This window comes from Paenibacillus sp. S-38 (assembly GCF_049942825.1).
Taxonomy (GTDB): domain Bacteria; phylum Bacillota; class Bacilli; order Paenibacillales; family NBRC-103111; genus Paenibacillus_G.
Map to the genome: position 1 here is coordinate 4711465 of NZ_CP187970.1, position 17302 is coordinate 4728766.

Genomic DNA, 17302 nt, shown 5'->3' on the forward strand with positions numbered 1-17302 from the left:
TAATCTTCCACTTTTTTTAGGTCTCGCTCCGATAGGCTCCCGGGCTGGTCCCTTCATACTCCTTGAAGATTTTACTGAAATACTTGGCGGACTGGTACCCGGCCCGTTCGGCAATCTCGGCGACCGGGAGCCGCGTCTGCAGCAGCATCTCCTTGGCCTTCTGCAGCCTTCGCCGGGTGACATACTCGCTGAAGGTCATGCCCATCTGCTCCTTGAAGAGCACGCTGAAATAGCTCGCGTTGAGATGAATCCGCTCCGCCACCTCCCGCAGAGTGAACGAAAGATGCAGATGCTCGTCCATATAGCGCAGCGCTTCCTGCACCGGCTCGCTGACCGCCGTCTGCTGGGCCGCAGCCGTAAGCAGCTGTGGATCGGCGACCTTCTCGATCAGGCTGAGACGGCTGCGCTGCTCTTCCGCCTCCAGCGCCCGCTCCACGGCATCCAGCAGTTTCTCCCGGGATACCGGCTTCAGCAGATAGTGGGTTACGCCAAGCTCGATGGCCTTCTGCGCATACTCGAATTCCGCATAGCCGGAGATCAGAATAACGGCCGGTTGGTTCGGCCAGGAGACCCGCTCCCCGCTGCCGGCCAGCTGAAGGCCGCTGATCTCCGGCATCCGGATATCCGAGAGGAGCAGATGCACCGGCTCGCTCTCCAAGATGCGCAGCGCCTCGTAGCCGTTGTCCGCGGTCTGGATCCGGTGCCTGCCCGCACTCCAGGCCTCGAGCATTTTGGCCACCCCCTGCCTCGAACGCGGTTCGTCGTCCACAATCAGAATACTTTTCGATGGAATCATGCTTGCTCCCCTTTCTCTACAGGGATGGACAGCTTCACCACGGTGCCCCTTCCCTTGCGGCTGGCGATCTCCAGCGGTTCTTCATCGCTCGCCCCGCCGCTTCCGTAATAGAGACGCAGTCTGCGGCGGACATTGGCCAGCCCAAGCCCGGAGCCCTTGGAGGACCACTCCCGGCCCTCCGCCAGAGCCAGCTTCAGTCCGGCCAGGGACTCCCCGTCCATCCCGCCTCCGTTGTCCTCCACCGTGATCGTGAGCCGGTCTTCTCCGGGGGACCGGGCGGCCGTAATCTTGACGCTCCCTTGTCCTACGCGGCTCTCCAGCCCGTGTTGGATCGCATTCTCAACCAGGGGCTGGATCAGCAGCTTGGGCAGCTTCACCTCCGCATCATCCGGAGAAGAGAGAATCCGCCATTGCAGCCGGTCGCCGAACCGCATAGTCATAATCGACAAATACCGCTCCACCTGCTCGAGCTCCTCCGCCAGCGTCACCCATTCCTCTTTGTTCAGACCCGAGATCGTATACCGGAACAGGTCGGACATTGCGATGACGAAGCCGGCCAGCTCCTCCTCTTCCTTGTCGATCAGCGACCAATACAAGGCTTCCAGCGTATTGAACAAAAAGTGCGGATGAATCTGCGCCTGAAGCGCCTTCAGCTCCGTGCGGCTCTGCAGCAGCTCCTTCTCATAGACGAGACGGATCAGCCGGTTCGTATCCTCCACCATCCCGTTATACGAATGGGTCAGTTCATGAATTTCCAGCGTGGACGATACCGGCTCGCTCGGCTTCAGCACACCGAAGCGGGCACCCCTCATCGTTCTGATCAGCTTCAGAATCGGTCTTGTAATCAGGGTGGACAGCAGGAACGACAGCATGAAAAACAGCAGCGTCCCGATGCCCGCCGAAGCGAGAAGGGCTGTCCGCAGCACGGAAATCCCTTCGGTAATCGCACTTACCGGCGTTAGAATCAGCAGGGTCCATCCCGTGATCGCCGACCGCTGCTTCACCATCACATACTGTCGGTCCCCCATGCGGACCACAGGCTCCGTGCTGTCCATCAGCCCGCGGACCGGCTCGGTTAAGGCAACCTCGTCACTGCCCGTAATCCGCCGTCCTTCCTGGTCCACCAGCAGCGAGATTTCCTGCTCCCCCATGCCGGCCAGCGGTTCCTCGATCCGGAACACATCCCGTTCCAGCCGCACAAGAAGATACCCGCCGGGCGCAAAATCCTGGTTGACCAGATGGATCGACCGCAGGGCCGTGACCGTGCCGGGATACTGAGGGTCGATGCCCAGCCAGACGATTCCCCCTTTGTTCTCCAGGGCCTTGGCGATCCATTCCCTGCTCACCTTGCTCTCCAGCTCTTTGCCGCCGAGAGGGTACAGCCCCCGTCCCCCGTGCGTATACAGTTCTACCGAGTGGACGCCGCCGGCATAGGTTGGAATGATATTGACGAGCGGCACAAGCGCCTGCCGTTCGGTGAACGTAGAGCTGACACCGCTTCGCTCGCCGGCCAGCAGCCTCTGGACATAAGCATTGACGGCCACCTGGGTCGTCAGCGAATCGATCTGGTGCAGCACCGCTTCTAGTCTGCGGTTCCCCTGCACGGCCGTCTGCGTGATCTGCTTCTCGGCGTTATTCTTGAGCAGCGTGGAGACGGAATCGTACGTACCGACCCCTATCATCGCCAGGATCACCATCATGACGAACAGGAAGCCGACCAGCATCTGATTGCGCAGCGTGTTCAGCTGCCGTATGTTGGGCCGCACGCTCATCCCTCCCCGGGAGACTCCCCCTTAAATTTTTGAAGTAAGATCTAAAGTTTGTACACTACCCATTCTGTACGGGAAGCGATATAGTACCTCATGTAAGCGATTACTAGGTTTTCCTTGATCAGGAGGTGAAACTAAATTATTCCATTTTGAAACCAAAGCACCTGTCACACAGCAGCATCAAGATTTGACCGTACCGCCAGAAGGGACGTGCTGCCGGACCGCTTTGAAAGCCATTCTACTCTCCAGGAGGAATGAAAATGATGTTCAAATCCAAGCTCGCCAAGCTATGTGCCTCTTCCCTGCTTGTAAGCTCCATCCTGTCCTTCACGCTCATCCCGAGCGCCGATGCGGGACTGGCTCGCAGCAAGTTCCTTGGCAACATTATCGCAAACAGCGTACCCTCGAACTTCCCCACGTACTGGAATCAGGTGACGCCTGAGAATTCGACGAAGTGGGGCTCGGTCGAAGCGGCTCGGAACCAGATGAACTGGACCGCTGCCGATACCGCGTACAATTATGCGCGCAGCAGCGGCTTCTCGTTCAAATTCCATACGCTCGTCTGGGGCAGCCAGGAGCCGGGCTGGATCGGCAGCCTCTCCGCCGCCGACCAGAAAGCCGAAGTGCTGCAGTGGATTCAGGCTTCCGCCAGCAGATATCCGAATGCCGCCTTCGTCGATGTCGTGAACGAACCTCTGCATGCCAAGCCGTCCTACCGCAATGCGATTGGAGGTGACGGCGCGACGGGCTGGGACTGGGTGATCTGGTCCTTCCAGGAAGCGCGGAAGGCGTTCCCGAATTCCAAGCTGCTGCTCAATGAATACGGCATCATCAGTGACCCGAATGCGGCGGCCACTTACGTCCAGATTGCCAATCTGCTGAAGAGCCGGGGGTTGATCGACGGGATCGGCATTCAATGCCATCAATTCAATATGGATACCGTCTCCGTCAGCACGATGAGAAGCATTCTGAATACGCTCGCTTCCACCGGCCTCCCGATCTATGTCTCCGAGCTGGATATGACCGGCGACGATGCGACCCAGCTCGCGCGCTACAAGGAGAAGTTCCCCGTGCTCTGGGAGCATACGGCTGTGAAGGGTGTGACCCTGTGGGGGTACATCGAAGGCCAGACGTGGAAGGCCAATACGCACCTTATCACGAGCTCGGGCACAGAGCGCCCTGCACTCAAGTGGCTCCGGGACTATCTGGCGGCGCATTGAACGGGCAGCAGGCGGCAGACATCAGCCATCCCGGTCATTTGGGGTAAAGCATGAAACGTGAACAGGCGGCAGGCAGCAGGGCATCTTGGTGAGATGCCCTGCTGTTTTTTGCTTTCATGGGACCACCGCTGGGAAGACCATCATAGGCAGCGGGAGCTGTATCCGACTTTATAAGCGGATTAGGTGAATCGCGTTTCTTAAAACACTTTAAAGCCATGATAGCAGTGAATACGATTCGTGTGGAGGGTCGAATCTATAGTTCTTACTTTGGGAAACTTACAGAACGCGGGTCCCGAGAGACGCAAAAAAGAGCCGCCGCCGCAGCTCCATGATCCAAACATACCTTAGATACGCCGGAACTAGGGAAGGACTGACTTCTTCCATCTCCCTGTGCATAGACCGTGCCATCCCTATCCATCACGCTAATCCGATACTTCAGCCGTTTCTATCATGATGACAACATTCTGTACGGCCGATTGGTGTTCATACGTTCGCATTGGAATCCACCCCCTAATTGATCCATATCAACTATATTATTCTATATATATCGTGAGAATGGCAGCCCCATGCAAGGGGGATTCCCTGCTTTGTTCCCCGCGGCGGGGAAGATGCATAGTTATGGTTTATTTTCCGGCCAAAGTAAGGTAAAATTTCAGTAACATACGGTTCGTCTTTACATATTCTTTACTTTTGCAGCCGAGAGCCTGAGGAACGTACGTAAATACCGTTACCATCGAACTTACGGGGAGGCCATCATTTTGAACGAAAACATCAGTATCTTCTCAGGTTCTTCACATATCGAACTTGCGGAAGCGATCTGTGCGCAGCTCGGGCTGCCGCTCGGCAAGATCAAGCGGTCCCGCTTCAAGAGCGGCGAGATCTATGTAAACTTCGAGCAGGGGATCCGCAACCACGACGTCTACCTGGTTCAATCCTTCTCCGGCTCGATCAATGACAATGTCATTGAGCTGCTGGTCATGATCGACGCGGCCAAGCGGGCGTCCGCCCGAACGGTCAACGTCGTCATCCCTTACTTCGGTTATTCGCGGCTGGTACAGAAGGCGAAGCCGCGCGAACCGATCTCGGCCAAGCTGATCGCCGACCTGCTGACGACGGCGGGGGCCGACCGCCTCATCACTCTGGATCTTCATGCCGCGGCGATTCAGGGCTTCTTCAATATCCCGGTCGATCATCTGACCGCCCTGGACCTGTTCCATGATTACATCAAGAGCAGAAACATCCCGAACCCGATCATCGTATCCCCTGACGCGGGACGGGCCGGGACGGCGGAGAAGCTGGCGAGCTACCTGGATTACCCTTGTGCCATCATGGTAAAGAAGCATACGGGCACGGATTCGCCTATCACCCATGTCATCGGGGACGTAGAAAACTATACGCCGATCATTATCGACGATATTATCGATACGGGCGGCACGATAGTCAAAGCGGTGAATGCGCTCAAAGAGCGCGGTGCGAACGACGCCTATGTGGTCGCCACGCACCCGGTGTTCTCGGGGCCTGCGCTCGAGCGGCTTCGTCACCCGAACCTGAAGGAAGTCGTGGTCACGAACTCGATTGCGATCCCGGCGGAACGCCCTGCCTGCATCAAGGTGATCCCGGTTGCCGAGCTGCTGGCCAATGCCATCCGGATCAATATGTACGGCGGATCGATCTCTACCTTGTTCACGATTACCAAAGTGTAGTTTCCCGGAGCAGCACAACGAATAAAAAAACAAAGGACCGGCCTCGCGGCCGGTCCTTTGGCATACCTTGGCATACGTCTATTCGCCCTGCGTGCGGATCCAGACGGTCATCTCGCCGGGCCTGCGGTTGCCCCAGAGATAATAAGGCACCGCCTTCAGCCGCACCGGCTCGGCCGGCCTGCGCGCTTCGAACGGGCGGTAAGGCGTGCCGGCATCCCAGGAGTCCCGCTCCTCGCGGAAGCCCTCCGCTTCGATGACGACCGCTCCGCCGAGCAGATCCGGGTCGAACCCGGCCGCAAGCGCCGCTGCGGGCCGGATCGCCAGGGAAGCCAGTGGGCTGCCGTTGTCCGCCTCTTCGAGGCAGTACACCAGCGGCCCGCGTTCGATGGCGGCCCTGCCCGCATTGGCGCGGATCTCCGGATGGGCGGCCGTCAGCTGCGCTTCCAGCGCAGGCGTCCATTCGACCACATCCCCCTGCGCCCACTGCCGGGTGACGACCGCGTAGCCGTTTTCCACCTCGTACGGCTCGGCCGCGCCGTTAATCTTCATCTCGGCCTTCCCGCGGCACCAGGAAGGAATCCGCAGCGCCAGCGAGAACGGCGCCTCCGGTACGGCGGACAGCTCGAACCGCACATAGCCCTCCCACGGCAGGCGGGATTCCTGCCTCAGCGTCACCTGCCCCGCAGCCAAGCCGAAGCTCGCAGCGCTGCCGATGAACAGGTGGGCGTATACCGTATTCTGCGCCGGAGAAGCCGTATAGATATAGTCGTTCAGGGAGCTTAGCAGGCGCGCGACATTGGGCGGACAGCAGGAGCAGCCGAACCAGGGCTGCCGGACAGCCTTCACATGATGGCGTCCCGGGTTCTGCTCGGACGCCTTCGGCCAGACTTCGAGCGGATTCACGTAGAAATAATGCTTGCCGTCCTGCGACATACTCCCGATGACATTGTTATAGAGCGCACGCTCCAGCACATCCGCATACTCGCTCTTCGCTTCAAGCTGCAGCATGCGGTGTGCGAAGAAAATGAGCCCGATCGAAGCGCAGGTCTCGGCATACACGGTATCGTTCGGCAGGTCATAGTCGAAGGAAAACGCCTCGCCGTGATGCGTGGAACCGATCCCGCCGGTGATGTACATCTGCTTCTTCGTCGTATTGTCCCACAGACGCCGGCATGCGCCGAGCAGCTCTTCGTCGCCGGTCAGCCGGGCGAGGTCCGCCATCGCGGTATACATGTAGACGGCCCGGACGGAGTGGCCGACGGCCGTATCCTGCTGGCGGACCGGCTTGTGCGCCTGGTTGTAGGCCATCTGCTCCACCGAAGGAATCGGCAGCTTCTTCTTGGCCCAATGGCTGTACCCGTCCCTGTTCCTGCATTCCTCCACCAGGAAGTTAGGCTCCGCGCCCCGCTCGTCGATGAAGAACTGCGCGAGCTTCAGATACCGCTCCTCGCCCGTCGCCTGGTGGAGCTTCACCAGTGCAAGCTCGATCTCCTGGTGGCCGTCATAGCCCCGCAGCTTGCCAGTTTCGCGCCCGAATACGCTTTCAATGTAGTCGGCGAACCTGCACATCACCTCGAGCAGCCTGCGCTTGCCCGTTGCGCCCCAATAAGCCACCGCCGCCTCCATCATATGCCCAGCACAGTACAGCTCATGGGCCTCGTGGAGGTTTGTCCACTGTTCGCCCGGTTCCTTGATCGTATAGTACGTGTTGAGATATCCGTTCTCATGCTGAGCCTTCGCGATCAGCTCGATCACCTGGTCGGCCGTCCGCTCGAGCTCCGGGTCCGGATGGTTCGCCAGTGAATAGCCGACTGCCTCCAGCCACTTCGCCACGTCGCTGTCCTGGAACACCATGCCCCCGTATTCCCCTTCTTCAAGCCCCGCGGCAATCCGGAAGTTGCGGATCGCATAGCTCGGCTCGGCATCCGGAATCCGGTCGTTGAGCGCTTCCCATTGATACGGGATCACCGTCTCACGCACCAGCTCGGTAAATGAATTCCAGAACCCATCCTGTATGCGTACCCTGCTGCCGTTTTGCAGCCCGCTCGTTGACAATGTCATGATCGTTCCTCCTCGACTTCCCGCCATGATTAAGTTTTGTATACATTTGCATCCTATCTGCTATCAGTTTATCCTAGAATTCAGGAGAGAACTATGAAGAATCCGACCCCAAAAATGATAATATTTCACACTAGATCACACAAAGAGTCCCCTGGAGGAAACGCATGAACGCGCATCATCTCATTTCTCTGCAGCTGCCCCCGATGCCCTATTATATCTGCACCGGCCTGACGACACTCCGGCCCGGGGAACAGCATCCCAGCCGGAGGAATCTCGGTCTGTTCGATCTGCTGTGGGTGGTCCGCGGAGTCCTGTACATCGGGGAGGATGAGCGGCAGTGGGAGGTCGCGGAAGGCCAGACGCTTCTGCTCGTGCCTGACCGCTATCATTACGCCGTTCGGCCGTGCGATACGGAGACCGTCTTCTATTGGGTTCACTTCGCGTACACGGGAGAGTGGAGCCAGGAAACGGACCCTGCGGCCTTCCCGCCCTCGCCTGTGCGGCAGACGTGGGCCAATCCGTACACGGTCCGGCTGCGGCAGTATGCGGCACCCGCGGATACCGCCCTTGGGGAGCGCCATCTCCACAAGCTGCTCCACCTGTCGGAGGAGATCAGGTCCGCGGCTTACTGGAGTGAACAGCAGCTGTTCATGGAGCTGCTGCGTCTGCTCGAAGAGGGGCAGGCCGAGAATGCCGAATCCCCCTCCCGGAAGCTTGCGGAGAAGACGGAATCGTATCTGCGGCAGCATTACCATGCAGACGTGACGAACCAATCGCTCGCCGCGGCCCTTCATTTTCACCCGAACTATATCGTCCGCTCCATGAAAGAGATCTACCACTGCACGCCGATGGAGTATCTGCACCAATACCGGCTCGAGCAGGCCAAGCTGCTCCTGATCAAGACGGAATGGCCTATCGCCCGGATCGCCGAACGCGTCGGCTTCCACTATGCGCCTTACTTCTCAAGCTGCTTCAAGCAGTATGCCGGTGTCACGCCGCTGCGGTTCCGCAAGCAGTACTCGCTCTGATCCGCCGTTCGAAGCTTTACCCGGCCCAGGTCCAGCCTCGCAAGCCTGAAGGCGGCGATACAAGATAACCGGCTTCGGCGTCCCTATGGACGGTGCGTTCTTCTTGAGGAGGTGCGCCCCAGTAAACGTAAGAAAAAGACGCAGCCCGGGGGGGAGGCCCTCCGGGTCCTGCGTCTTGTTGAAATGCATCGCCTGCTCTCCGGTTCACAGGCTTCGTCAACACGACGCCTCCACCTCAAACTCGTCGGCATACAGGCTGCCGTCCTGTCCCAGCACGCAGTCCGCTTTGGAAACGATGTAGCGGACCTCCTCCCCATCCGGCGCGAAATCCATCAGCTCATAGCCATTCTCATGCTCATACTGGATCGGAAACGGACTGCCCTGCACGATGACTCTCCGGTTCATACGCTCTCCCCCTCTTCCTGGACCCGCCGGCTCTGCAAGCCTGACGGTCCCATGCTCTCTCTCATTATGTCAAAAGGAGGTAAGAGGCATTCCCCAGCTGACCTCTGGCCGGGAAGGGTGGTCCATATGCAACCGATCCATGCGGCGCTCTCGCCCTTAGCTCTGCTCCCTGGGCAGCCGCTTCAGCGCTCTGCAGAGCCGGCGCACGCCTTCGTCCATCTGCTCTTCCCCCAGATGGCCGTACCCGATCAGCAGGCGGCTGCCGGGAAGGACAACGGCTGCCACCCCTTCATCGTGCAGAAGCCGTTCAAAAGCCGGCGTAACCGCTGTCTCGAACTCGAGCACCAGATGCAGTCCGGCCGGTCGGCCGCAGACCCGAAACCCGCCGCCGAGCTGCTCCTGAAGGGCTCCGAGCAGATGGGCGCGGCGTTTGCGGTACAGTTTTCTCATTCGATGAACATGCGTGCTGAAATGCCCCCTGCTCATAAACCGGGCCAAGGCGAGCTGTCCTAGACTCGGGGTCTGGTAGTCGGACAGCCGTTTGATCCTCACCCCCTGCTCCACCAGGGACTCGGGGAGAACCATATAGCCGATGCGCAGGGACGGGAATAAGGTCTTAGAGAAAGTCCCCACATAGATGACCTGCTCGGGACACAAGCTCTGGAGCGAGTGTACCGGAGGGCCGTCATAACGGAACTCGCTGTCATAATCATCCTCCACGATCCAGCTGTCTCTGCCCCGTACATACTCCACCAGCTCGATCCGTCTTTGGATCGGCAGAATGCCTCCCATCGGGAACTGGTGCGACGGTGTCACATACATGCACTTCGGGCGAAGGCCTACCCGCGGCAGCTCGCGGGTCAAGAGGCCGTCCCCGTCGACGGGGATCCGCAGCAGTGAGGCTCCCGTAGAAGTCAGCACGCTTTTCAAGTCTTCATTGGACGGTTCTTCTACGACCGCCTCATCCCCGGCCGACAGGAGGAGCTTCACAATAATCTGCAGTGCCTGCAGAGCGCCGTTCGTAACCAGAATCCGGCCGGGAGTGCAGACCACGCCGCGAGTCCTCCACAGATGCTCCGCCAGCACCTGCCTCAGCTCCGCCTCCCCGGACGGATCCCCATAGCCGAGGTCGGCCGGCCCGGCTTCCATGCACACGCTTTGCTGGATCGATGCCCACTGCTTCACCGGGAAGAATTCCAGGGCCGGCTGTCCCGTCCGGAAGGAAATGAGATCACCAGGCGCGTCCCCGCCGGCTGCATAGTTCTCCCTTGCCGCAGGCGGCGGCGGGGTGAAGCCCGCCAGGAGGGTTCCTTCCGCGACAAAGGTCCCCGCACCCGGACGTCCGGTGATGTAGCCTTCGGACATCAGGAGCTCATACGCTTCGAGAACGACATTGCGGGAGACCCCCAGCTCCACGGCCAGCTCGCGCGTCGAAGGCAGCTTGGCGCCCGAGGGCAGCGTTCCGCCGAGGATGGAGCCCCTCAGCGCCTCGAAGATCTGCCTGAACATCGGCAGTCTGGCCGCCGGATCGATGGAAATCCACACAGCCTTCGCCTCCTTTCCAAGTGGTACTGTTCATTTAGCCGTTCAGCGGTACTACCTCCAACCACTTCACTTTGTTACAGTATACACCAGCGAATAGCAAAGGAGGTGCCCGATGTGAACAAATCCCAATGGACCGCTTACCTCGAGCTGTCCGGCGCCGCCGTCCTTATAGGCAGCTCCGTGGTGGCTGGCAAGATCACCGCCTTGCACCTTCCCGTCTTCTTCTCCCAAGCCGTCAGCTTGGCTGCAGCCCTTCTGGTGCTCTTCCCCCTCACCTGGCGCCGCCGGCAGGAGTGGCTTCGCCTCAGCCGAAGGGACCTGCTTCTGCTGCTTCTGCAGGCCTTTCTCGGGATGTTCCTGTTCCGCGTACTGATGCTGTACGGCCTGCAGTCAGCTTCGGCAGTCCAAGCCGGCATTCTTACCAGCCTTACCCCGGCGGCGGTAGCCCTGCTCTCCGTGATCTTCCTGAAGGAGCGCCTGACTCCCCGACTGGTCTTCGGCGTACTGTGCGCGGCAGTCGGCGCAGCCTGTATCGGTGCGCCGGGCTGGCTGGGGACAGCCTCTGACGCTGCGGCACCAGCCTCCTACGCCGGCCTGCTTCTGATCCTGGCTGCAGTGGCCGGCGAAGCCGCGCTGACCATCATCCGGAAGCTGACCGCAAGCAGCGTCTCCCCGCTGACGGGAACCACCTGCGTCACGCTGTTCTCCTTCCTGATGTTCCTGCCCTTCTCGCTGGCGGAAGCGGTACGCACGGACTTGTCCGCCCTGAGGATGGAGGACGCCGCTCTGATGCTGTATTACGGCGTCTTCGTAACCGCACTCGCCTACCTCTTATGGTTCTCCGGCGTCTCCAAGGTCTCTGCCTCCACCGCCGCCGTCTATACCGGATGCATTCCGGTGAGCACCGTTCTGCTGTCCTATACGGTCCTGCAGGAGCCGTTCTCCTGGGCGCACCTGATCGGAGGCGCCTTCGTCATCGCGGGGATCCGGCAGGTATCCGTGCAGTCTATGGCTAGTCCACTTCCTACTGACCGGGAGCCTAAGGGTCGAAGGGCTGCCCAGCCCGCGGCCGGGAAGTAGGCCGGGAGTTTTTTGGGACAAACCTCTGAAAGCAAGCATCGGGAGCAAAAAAAGACCCAAATCCCGTCCGGATGGACGAGGCTTGGGCCTTTTTTGTGGGGCGGGGAGCTTCCGCCGGATTCCGGTGGCGCTCCCCCGACTACCCGGCAATATGCCGGGCAGCCGTTTCCATTCCCCTGTTCGGGACAGCACTGTTCGTACTCGTATCATACCTCGGATAGGTCCTGGCCTCTGCCTCCCCTGCTTGCGCCAGGTACCCGCTGTACCAGGCATAGCAAGCGAATAAGTAGAACATGGATACCAGGTACAGCATCATGCTGATCGCGTTCATCCGGTCATAATAGGCATCGGCCCATGAATACTGGAACGCGGTCAGAAGATACGAAAGAAAGCCGGCCAGGAAGAGAACGGATGCCAAACGGTGTTTCAAGCGGATCATTTTCAGTGGAAACCAAAGCAGCAGCACTCCGAACGCGGCTAACAACAATACAGACACACCCTTATGTATAAAGTCTTCGTATGTAAGAACTACCTTTAACTCTATATATATCGGCCGCTGCGCAGAAATAATGAACAGGACGAAGAAATATTTTATCGGAATTTTTTATCAGAATTTTTTGTCGGCCGTGCCTCCCCCGTCCTATAATAGAGATATCTTGCCGAACCGCTGGGAGGACTGCCGATGAACAACAAGACCAGGCCCCTCTTCTCCGTACTGCTCGGCCTGCTTCTGCTTCTCCTCCTGTGGGCCGCATTCCGCTGGGTCCCTTACACCGATGCACCTCCTGCGGGGGAGCGTCAGGCAGAACCGGTGCCGCAGACGCTCACGGACTACTGGGCCAGTCAAGCGGAAGCGGCGGAGAAGGCCGGCCAGACGGAAGCCGCGTCCAATTACCAGACGAGACTGGAAGTGCATGCCTCTCTTTTGGCTGCAAGCCCCTCCGCTTCGCCGGAAACGATAGATGCCGCAGGGACGGAGCTGAAGCTGTATCTGCGTACGCCGAGGACCGCTGCTCCGGATCCAGGCCCCCCGGCCAAGTTCGAGCCGGTGTCCGGAACTTATCTCGGGATGCTGGGAGCGGACAGCCGGGTGCGCTATGATGTGACCAAGGTGGAGCAGGTCTACGGGCGCCGCCATGCCCTCTATCTGTCCTATGTCGGCTGGAGGAAGCTCCAGACCGACACGGATACCTACTTCCCGAAGCGGACGGCGGAGCGGGTGCGTGCACTGGACGGCGCGCTCCAGATCGGGTGGGAGCCCCGGTATGGGCTGCAGGATGTGCTGGACGATGAATATGTGCGCCGGTTCGCAAGGGAAGCCAAGGCATCGGGGATTCCGGTCTTTCTCCGGTACGCTTCGGAAATGAACGGCGCCTGGGTGCCCTGGCATGGGGACCCGGACCTGTACATCGAGAAGTTCCGGCTTATCCACGATATCTTGGAACAGGAAGCCCCGAATGTGGCGATGGTCTGGTCGCCGAACTTCTCACCCGCGGACGGCATCGAAGCCTATTACCCCGGCGACGACTATGTAGACTGGGTCGGCTTCTCCCTGTATTCCACCCCGGTAACGGACGGGATGGAAGATCTCCAGGATAATGTCATCGACGCGTTCGCCCCGCTCTATGCTCCAAATACAGCCACAAGCCGATCATGATCTCCGAAGGGGCGGTGGCGCACAGCGTCATCTCCAGCGGACGCTCCTACTATGAGTGGGCGGAAGACCAGCTCGGATACATGTATGCCTATCTGCCGGTGATGTTCCCCGAGGTGAAAGCGGTCACCTACTTTAACTTCAGCCGGGCCCAGGCCGGCCGCTCCAACATGGATTTCGTCTACGATCTCGGCGAGAATCCTTATACGGATGGAGGGTACCGGCGCCTTGCCGCCTCCCCCCGTTTCCTCGGCCGGGTCGACCCCGCCGCGGATCCGGTTGACTTTACCTACCGGCTCCACGAGGACGCTTCCCTGCCGGAGGGACGCCAGAGCGTCAGCGTATACGCCAGGCTCCCGGATGGGAGCGCTCCATTCGCCGTTGCCCTCTACCACGGGGGGCAGCGGCTCGGTATCTCCTTCGAGATGCCTTGGGAGATGGAGATCACCGTCCCTGCCGGAGCAGCTGCTGAACCTCTGCGGCTCGTCGCCTATGACAAGAAGGGGCAGCCTGCAGCCTCACGCAGGCTGGTCGCTGGCGGCCAAGACAGCTAGCCGCTGTTCTATCGCACCAAGATAAACGGGCAACGTCCTTCATGGACGCTGCCCGTTTATTAGACATCTACGATGACAGAGTCGAGCTTGGCGAGACATACATCACCCGAATCTCGCTCTATCCTGCATTTGCCTGCAATGCCGGTCCGTGAGCTGCGCTCACGTCTCTTCTGCTTCCGGCTTCATTCGCAAATCCCTCATGATCTTCCGTCCCGTGGGGGTCTGGGCCAGTCCGCCTTGCGCGGTCTCTCTGTGCTTCTCCGGCATGGAGGAGCCGACCTCGAGCATCACCGAGATGACCTCATCCGACGGGATGATGCTCCGCACGCCGGCCAACGCCATATCCGCTGCGGCGAGTGCCGTAACGGCTCCGAAGCCGTTGCGGATAATGCAGGGGATCTCCACCAGACCGCCGACCGGGTCGCAGATCAGACCCAGCGTATTTTTCAATGCCAGACCGACGGCATGTACGGCCTGCTCCTGCGTACCGCCGCGCAGTTCCGTGAGTGCGCCTGCCGCCATGCCGATGGCGGATCCGACCTCCGCCTGGCATCCGCCCTCCGCGCCGGATACGAAGGAATTGTTGGCGATCACGTAGCCGATGGCTCCGGCAGCGAACAAGCCGTACACCATCTTCTCGTCCGTCCAGCCGAAGCGCTTCTGGCAGGAGAGGAAGACGCCGGGAATAATGCCGCACGAGCCGGCTGTCGGTGTGGCAATGATCCTTCCCATCGAGGCATTCACCTCCGATACGGCCAGCGCATAGGCCATCGCCTCCCCTGCCGCCTCACCCAGGTTCAGCTCCTGCTCCGCCCCGTACGCCATTACCCGCTGGGCGTCCCTTCCGGTCAGCCCGCTCCGCGATGTGGTATCAATGCTCAGTCCGCGCTCCACCGCTTCCCTCATGACGCCGTAGTACGCTGACATCGTGGCGAATTCCTGCTCGGAACTCCTGCCTGACTCCGTGCTCTGCTGCGCCAGCATATATTGTCCAATGGTCATATTCTTCTCATAGCTCTGAGCCGCCAGCTGCTCCAGGGTCCGAAACTGCATGGACATCCCTCCTCTCTTGATCCCAAGCCGGTTCCACCTGCCGCACTCAAGCGGAACTGTCCCTGGACAGATCGACGCAGAGCACACGGCTTACCTGATCCAGCGAGGCCAGCTGTTCCATCAGCCGGGGGGAAGGCGCCCCATCCAGCTCCAGTGCGGTCAGCGCCTCCCCGCTTCTCCCTTTCCGGTCGACCGACATATGCGCGATATTACTGCTGCTGTCTCTAAGAATGTCCGTTATGTTCGCTACCATCCCTGTGACATCCCGGTGCCGGACCATGACAGCCGGGTAGCTGCCGGATAGCTTGACGCTGAATCCGTCGATGTCGGTGATCTCAATCGTGCCGCCGCCGATCGAGGCGCCGGTGAGGGTGAGCTCTCTGCAGCCCGGACCCGTTCCGGAGGAGAGTAACAGCCGGACCGTATTCGGGTGGGAATAGAGGCCTGTTCCTTGGCCGAACGCGACACGCATCCCCCGCTCCTGCGCATAAGTCATTGCTCTAGGAATCCGCGGGTCGTCCGTCTGCCAATCGAGGAGTCCCCCGGTAATCGCAATATCGGTGCCATGGCCTTTGAACGTCGCGGCGAACGAGCCGAAGAAACGCACCTCCACCCGTTCCGGCTGCGGCCCGAACAGCTGGCGGGCGAACCTGCCGATCCGTACCGCTCCAGCCGTATGGGAACTGGAAGGTCCGATCATCGCAGGGCCTATGATGGAAAACACATCCTTAAAGCGCATGAGCCCCTCCTCGGTCAGCTGCTGAACAGGCCTGGTATACTTAACACCCGGGATTCTTTTCCGCGAGGGCAGCAGGATATGGCCACTATAAATATGTAAAATGCTGGTGAGCACTTCTTTGCTTGCACCATGATTTAGCATCTGCTGAAGCGGCTCCAAATATGACTTTTTGGCACTAAACGATATTGACAATGAGAGTGATTCCCATTATCATTCAGTAAGTCGATACTTATAATGATAATCATTATCAATTAATGATCCGAGGAGTGAGGTTGCAGCCTGCAATTTATAGAGACGAACATATACGAGCCTGCATTAGAGGACAAGCCATGAAGAACCTGTTCTAACGGGACTCCCGCTCCTCAGCAGTGCTCCTCCCGCCTCGGCGGCCGGAAATCGAATCATCCTACATAACCGACACCTTTTGGAGAGGACTCCCCTTCATGCGCAAAGCGATGCTATCCATTCATTTGTTTCTCAGTCTGATTCTCGGCTTGTTCATTGTCATTACTTGTACCACCGGCAGTCTGCTGCTCGTCGAAAAGGACGTGGAAAGCTGGCTCCACCCTGTCCGGATCACGTCCGGCACGGGAGAAGCTCCACTGCCGGTCCTTCTTCAGCATGCGAATGAAGCCGTTCCGGGCATGAAGGCGGACCGGGTCGAATACCCTGCGGACGACAAGCTGTACCACATCCATCTGTCCAAAGACGGGGCCGGCGGCAAAGACGGCCGCACCGTCTATGGGGATCCCGCTACCGGTGAAGTGTTCGGCCAGGTTCACGAAGAACGCCGGGAGCCGTTCGCCACGATTTATAACCTGCACCGTTATTTCCTGCTGACGAACGTCATCGGCAGAACCTCCGCCGCTTCGGTCGTCGGAATTCTGGGGATGGCCCTGACGATCATCCTGCTGACCGGGCTGTACCTGTGGTGGCCTGGCCTGCGTAAATGGGCGCTTGGCTTTCGTGTCATCCGGAACCGAGGAAAATTCATGTTCAACATGAGCTTACACAAGGCATCGGGGATCATCTCCATCCCGCTGCTGCTGATTCTGGCGCTCACCGGCACGGTAAATGCGTTCGAGAAGATGATTCCCGGCTGGGTCGGCTTCGCGGCCCGCGAGGAAATTCCCGCGGCGGCTATGAAGTCAGCAGCTTCTTCAGAGCAGATGCTTCCCCCAGACAAGATTATCGAAATCGTCAAGAGCACCTATCCGGACAGCGAGCTTATGCGCATCAGCCTGCCTGCCAAAGCCGGGCAGTCATACCAGGTCGGGCTGAAGGACGGCATCTCCGCCACTTCCGGTGCAAACAGCACCGTATATTTGGATGCGGCCTCCGGGGAGATCCTGTACAAAACGGACCCCAGCCTTACCATCAACCTGTACAACGCCTGGAGGAAAGGGCTGCATTTTGGAACCTATGGCGGAGTCATCACCGAGATCATCTACTTTGTGTTCGGCATGATGCCGCTGGTTCTTATGATCACGGGTCTCGTGATCTGGCGCCTGAAGGGGAACGCCAAACGGCGCACCCGCAGGAAGCAGGCTGCCGCCCCAGCCGCAGCCTGATCGCAGAAGCCAATGCACTCCAGACCTTAGCCCTTCCCGGAGCTAAGTCTTTTTTTAGCGGGCCAACGCGGCCGGCTGCTTCCTTGCCGGCCACACCCGCTTCCCTTCTCCGCCCTATGATCCA

The 17302-nt window shown here is 59.5% G+C and carries 15 protein-coding genes; 7 read left to right on the plus strand and 8 right to left on the minus strand.

Annotation, left to right across the window (positions count from 1 at the left end; genetic code table 11):
- Nucleotides 1-16: 16 nt before the first annotated feature.
- On the minus strand, nucleotides 17-796 hold the full coding sequence (locus ACP26L_RS20910) for a helix-turn-helix domain-containing protein (protein ID WP_426446029.1): 780 nt from the start codon (nucleotides 794-796) through the stop codon (nucleotides 17-19).
- Nucleotides 793-2568: a sensor histidine kinase gene (locus ACP26L_RS20915; protein ID WP_426446030.1), complete on the minus strand. Its 1776-nt coding sequence runs from the start codon at nucleotides 2566-2568 to the stop codon at nucleotides 793-795. Before ACP26L_RS20915 ends, ACP26L_RS20910 begins: the two co-directional genes overlap by 4 nt.
- 260 nt (nucleotides 2569-2828) lie before the next feature.
- Between ACP26L_RS20915 and ACP26L_RS20920 the strand changes: the two genes are divergently transcribed.
- Both ACP26L_RS20920 and ACP26L_RS20925 read left to right on the plus strand, forming a co-directional pair.
- Nucleotides 2829-3785, plus strand: a complete 957-nt coding sequence (locus tag ACP26L_RS20920) for an endo-1,4-beta-xylanase (RefSeq protein ID WP_426455037.1) — start codon at nucleotides 2829-2831, stop codon at nucleotides 3783-3785.
- 758 nt (nucleotides 3786-4543) lie between these two features.
- Entirely contained in the window at nucleotides 4544-5488 is a 945-nt protein-coding gene (locus ACP26L_RS20925) for a ribose-phosphate diphosphokinase (protein WP_426446032.1), read from the plus strand.
- 78 nt (nucleotides 5489-5566) lie between these two features.
- Here ACP26L_RS20925 and ACP26L_RS20930 read toward each other — a convergent pair whose 3' ends face one another.
- A complete protein-coding gene (locus tag ACP26L_RS20930; RefSeq protein WP_426446034.1) occupies nucleotides 5567-7549 on the minus strand; it encodes a glycoside hydrolase family 127 protein in 1983 nt (660 codons plus the stop codon).
- 164 nt (nucleotides 7550-7713) lie between these two features.
- On the opposite strand from ACP26L_RS20930, the gene ACP26L_RS20935 reads away from it, so the two are divergent.
- Nucleotides 7714-8577 (plus strand): helix-turn-helix domain-containing protein, encoded by an 864-nt coding sequence (locus tag ACP26L_RS20935; protein WP_426446036.1) that lies wholly within the window; start codon nucleotides 7714-7716, stop codon nucleotides 8575-8577.
- 216 nt (nucleotides 8578-8793) lie between these two features.
- Here the strand turns inward: ACP26L_RS20935 and ACP26L_RS20940 are convergent, their stop codons facing one another.
- A complete protein-coding gene (locus ACP26L_RS20940) occupies nucleotides 8794-8982 on the minus strand; it encodes a hypothetical protein (protein WP_426446037.1) in 189 nt (62 codons plus the stop codon).
- A 156-nt stretch (nucleotides 8983-9138) separates the two neighbouring features.
- On the minus strand, nucleotides 9139-10527 hold the full coding sequence (locus ACP26L_RS20945) for a PLP-dependent aminotransferase family protein (protein WP_426446039.1): 1389 nt from the start codon (nucleotides 10525-10527) through the stop codon (nucleotides 9139-9141).
- 114 nt (nucleotides 10528-10641) lie between these two features.
- Here ACP26L_RS20945 and ACP26L_RS20950 point away from each other — a divergent pair, with 114 nt between their 5' ends.
- On the plus strand, nucleotides 10642-11607 hold the full coding sequence (locus ACP26L_RS20950; RefSeq protein WP_426446041.1) for a DMT family transporter: 966 nt from the start codon (nucleotides 10642-10644) through the stop codon (nucleotides 11605-11607).
- Between the two features lie 139 nt (nucleotides 11608-11746).
- Here ACP26L_RS20950 and ACP26L_RS20955 read toward each other — a convergent pair whose 3' ends face one another.
- On the minus strand, nucleotides 11747-12046 hold the full coding sequence (locus tag ACP26L_RS20955) for a hypothetical protein (RefSeq protein WP_426446043.1): 300 nt from the start codon (nucleotides 12044-12046) through the stop codon (nucleotides 11747-11749).
- 243 nt (nucleotides 12047-12289) lie between these two features.
- Between ACP26L_RS20955 and ACP26L_RS20960 the strand changes: the two genes are divergently transcribed.
- Both ACP26L_RS20960 and ACP26L_RS20965 read left to right on the plus strand, forming a co-directional pair.
- Entirely contained in the window at nucleotides 12290-13264 is a 975-nt protein-coding gene (locus ACP26L_RS20960; RefSeq protein WP_426446045.1) for a glycoside hydrolase family 26 protein, read from the plus strand.
- A complete protein-coding gene (locus ACP26L_RS20965) occupies nucleotides 13261-13815 on the plus strand; it encodes a hypothetical protein (RefSeq protein WP_426446047.1) in 555 nt (184 codons plus the stop codon). The genes ACP26L_RS20960 and ACP26L_RS20965 overlap by 4 nt, the downstream gene beginning before the upstream one ends.
- A gap of 159 nt (nucleotides 13816-13974) precedes the next feature.
- Here the strand turns inward: ACP26L_RS20965 and sdaAA are convergent, their stop codons facing one another.
- Entirely contained in the window at nucleotides 13975-14868 is an 894-nt protein-coding gene (sdaAA, locus tag ACP26L_RS20970; protein ID WP_426446049.1) for an L-serine ammonia-lyase, iron-sulfur-dependent, subunit alpha, read from the minus strand.
- A 46-nt stretch (nucleotides 14869-14914) separates the two neighbouring features.
- Complete coding sequence (gene sdaAB, locus ACP26L_RS20975; RefSeq protein ID WP_426446051.1) at nucleotides 14915-15607, minus strand: L-serine ammonia-lyase, iron-sulfur-dependent subunit beta; 693 nt, start codon at nucleotides 15605-15607, stop codon at nucleotides 14915-14917.
- Between the two features lie 443 nt (nucleotides 15608-16050).
- Here sdaAB and ACP26L_RS20980 point away from each other — a divergent pair, with 443 nt between their 5' ends.
- Nucleotides 16051-17178: a PepSY-associated TM helix domain-containing protein gene (locus ACP26L_RS20980; protein ID WP_426446053.1), complete on the plus strand. Its 1128-nt coding sequence runs from the start codon at nucleotides 16051-16053 to the stop codon at nucleotides 17176-17178.
- Nucleotides 17179-17302 lie beyond the last annotated feature (124 nt).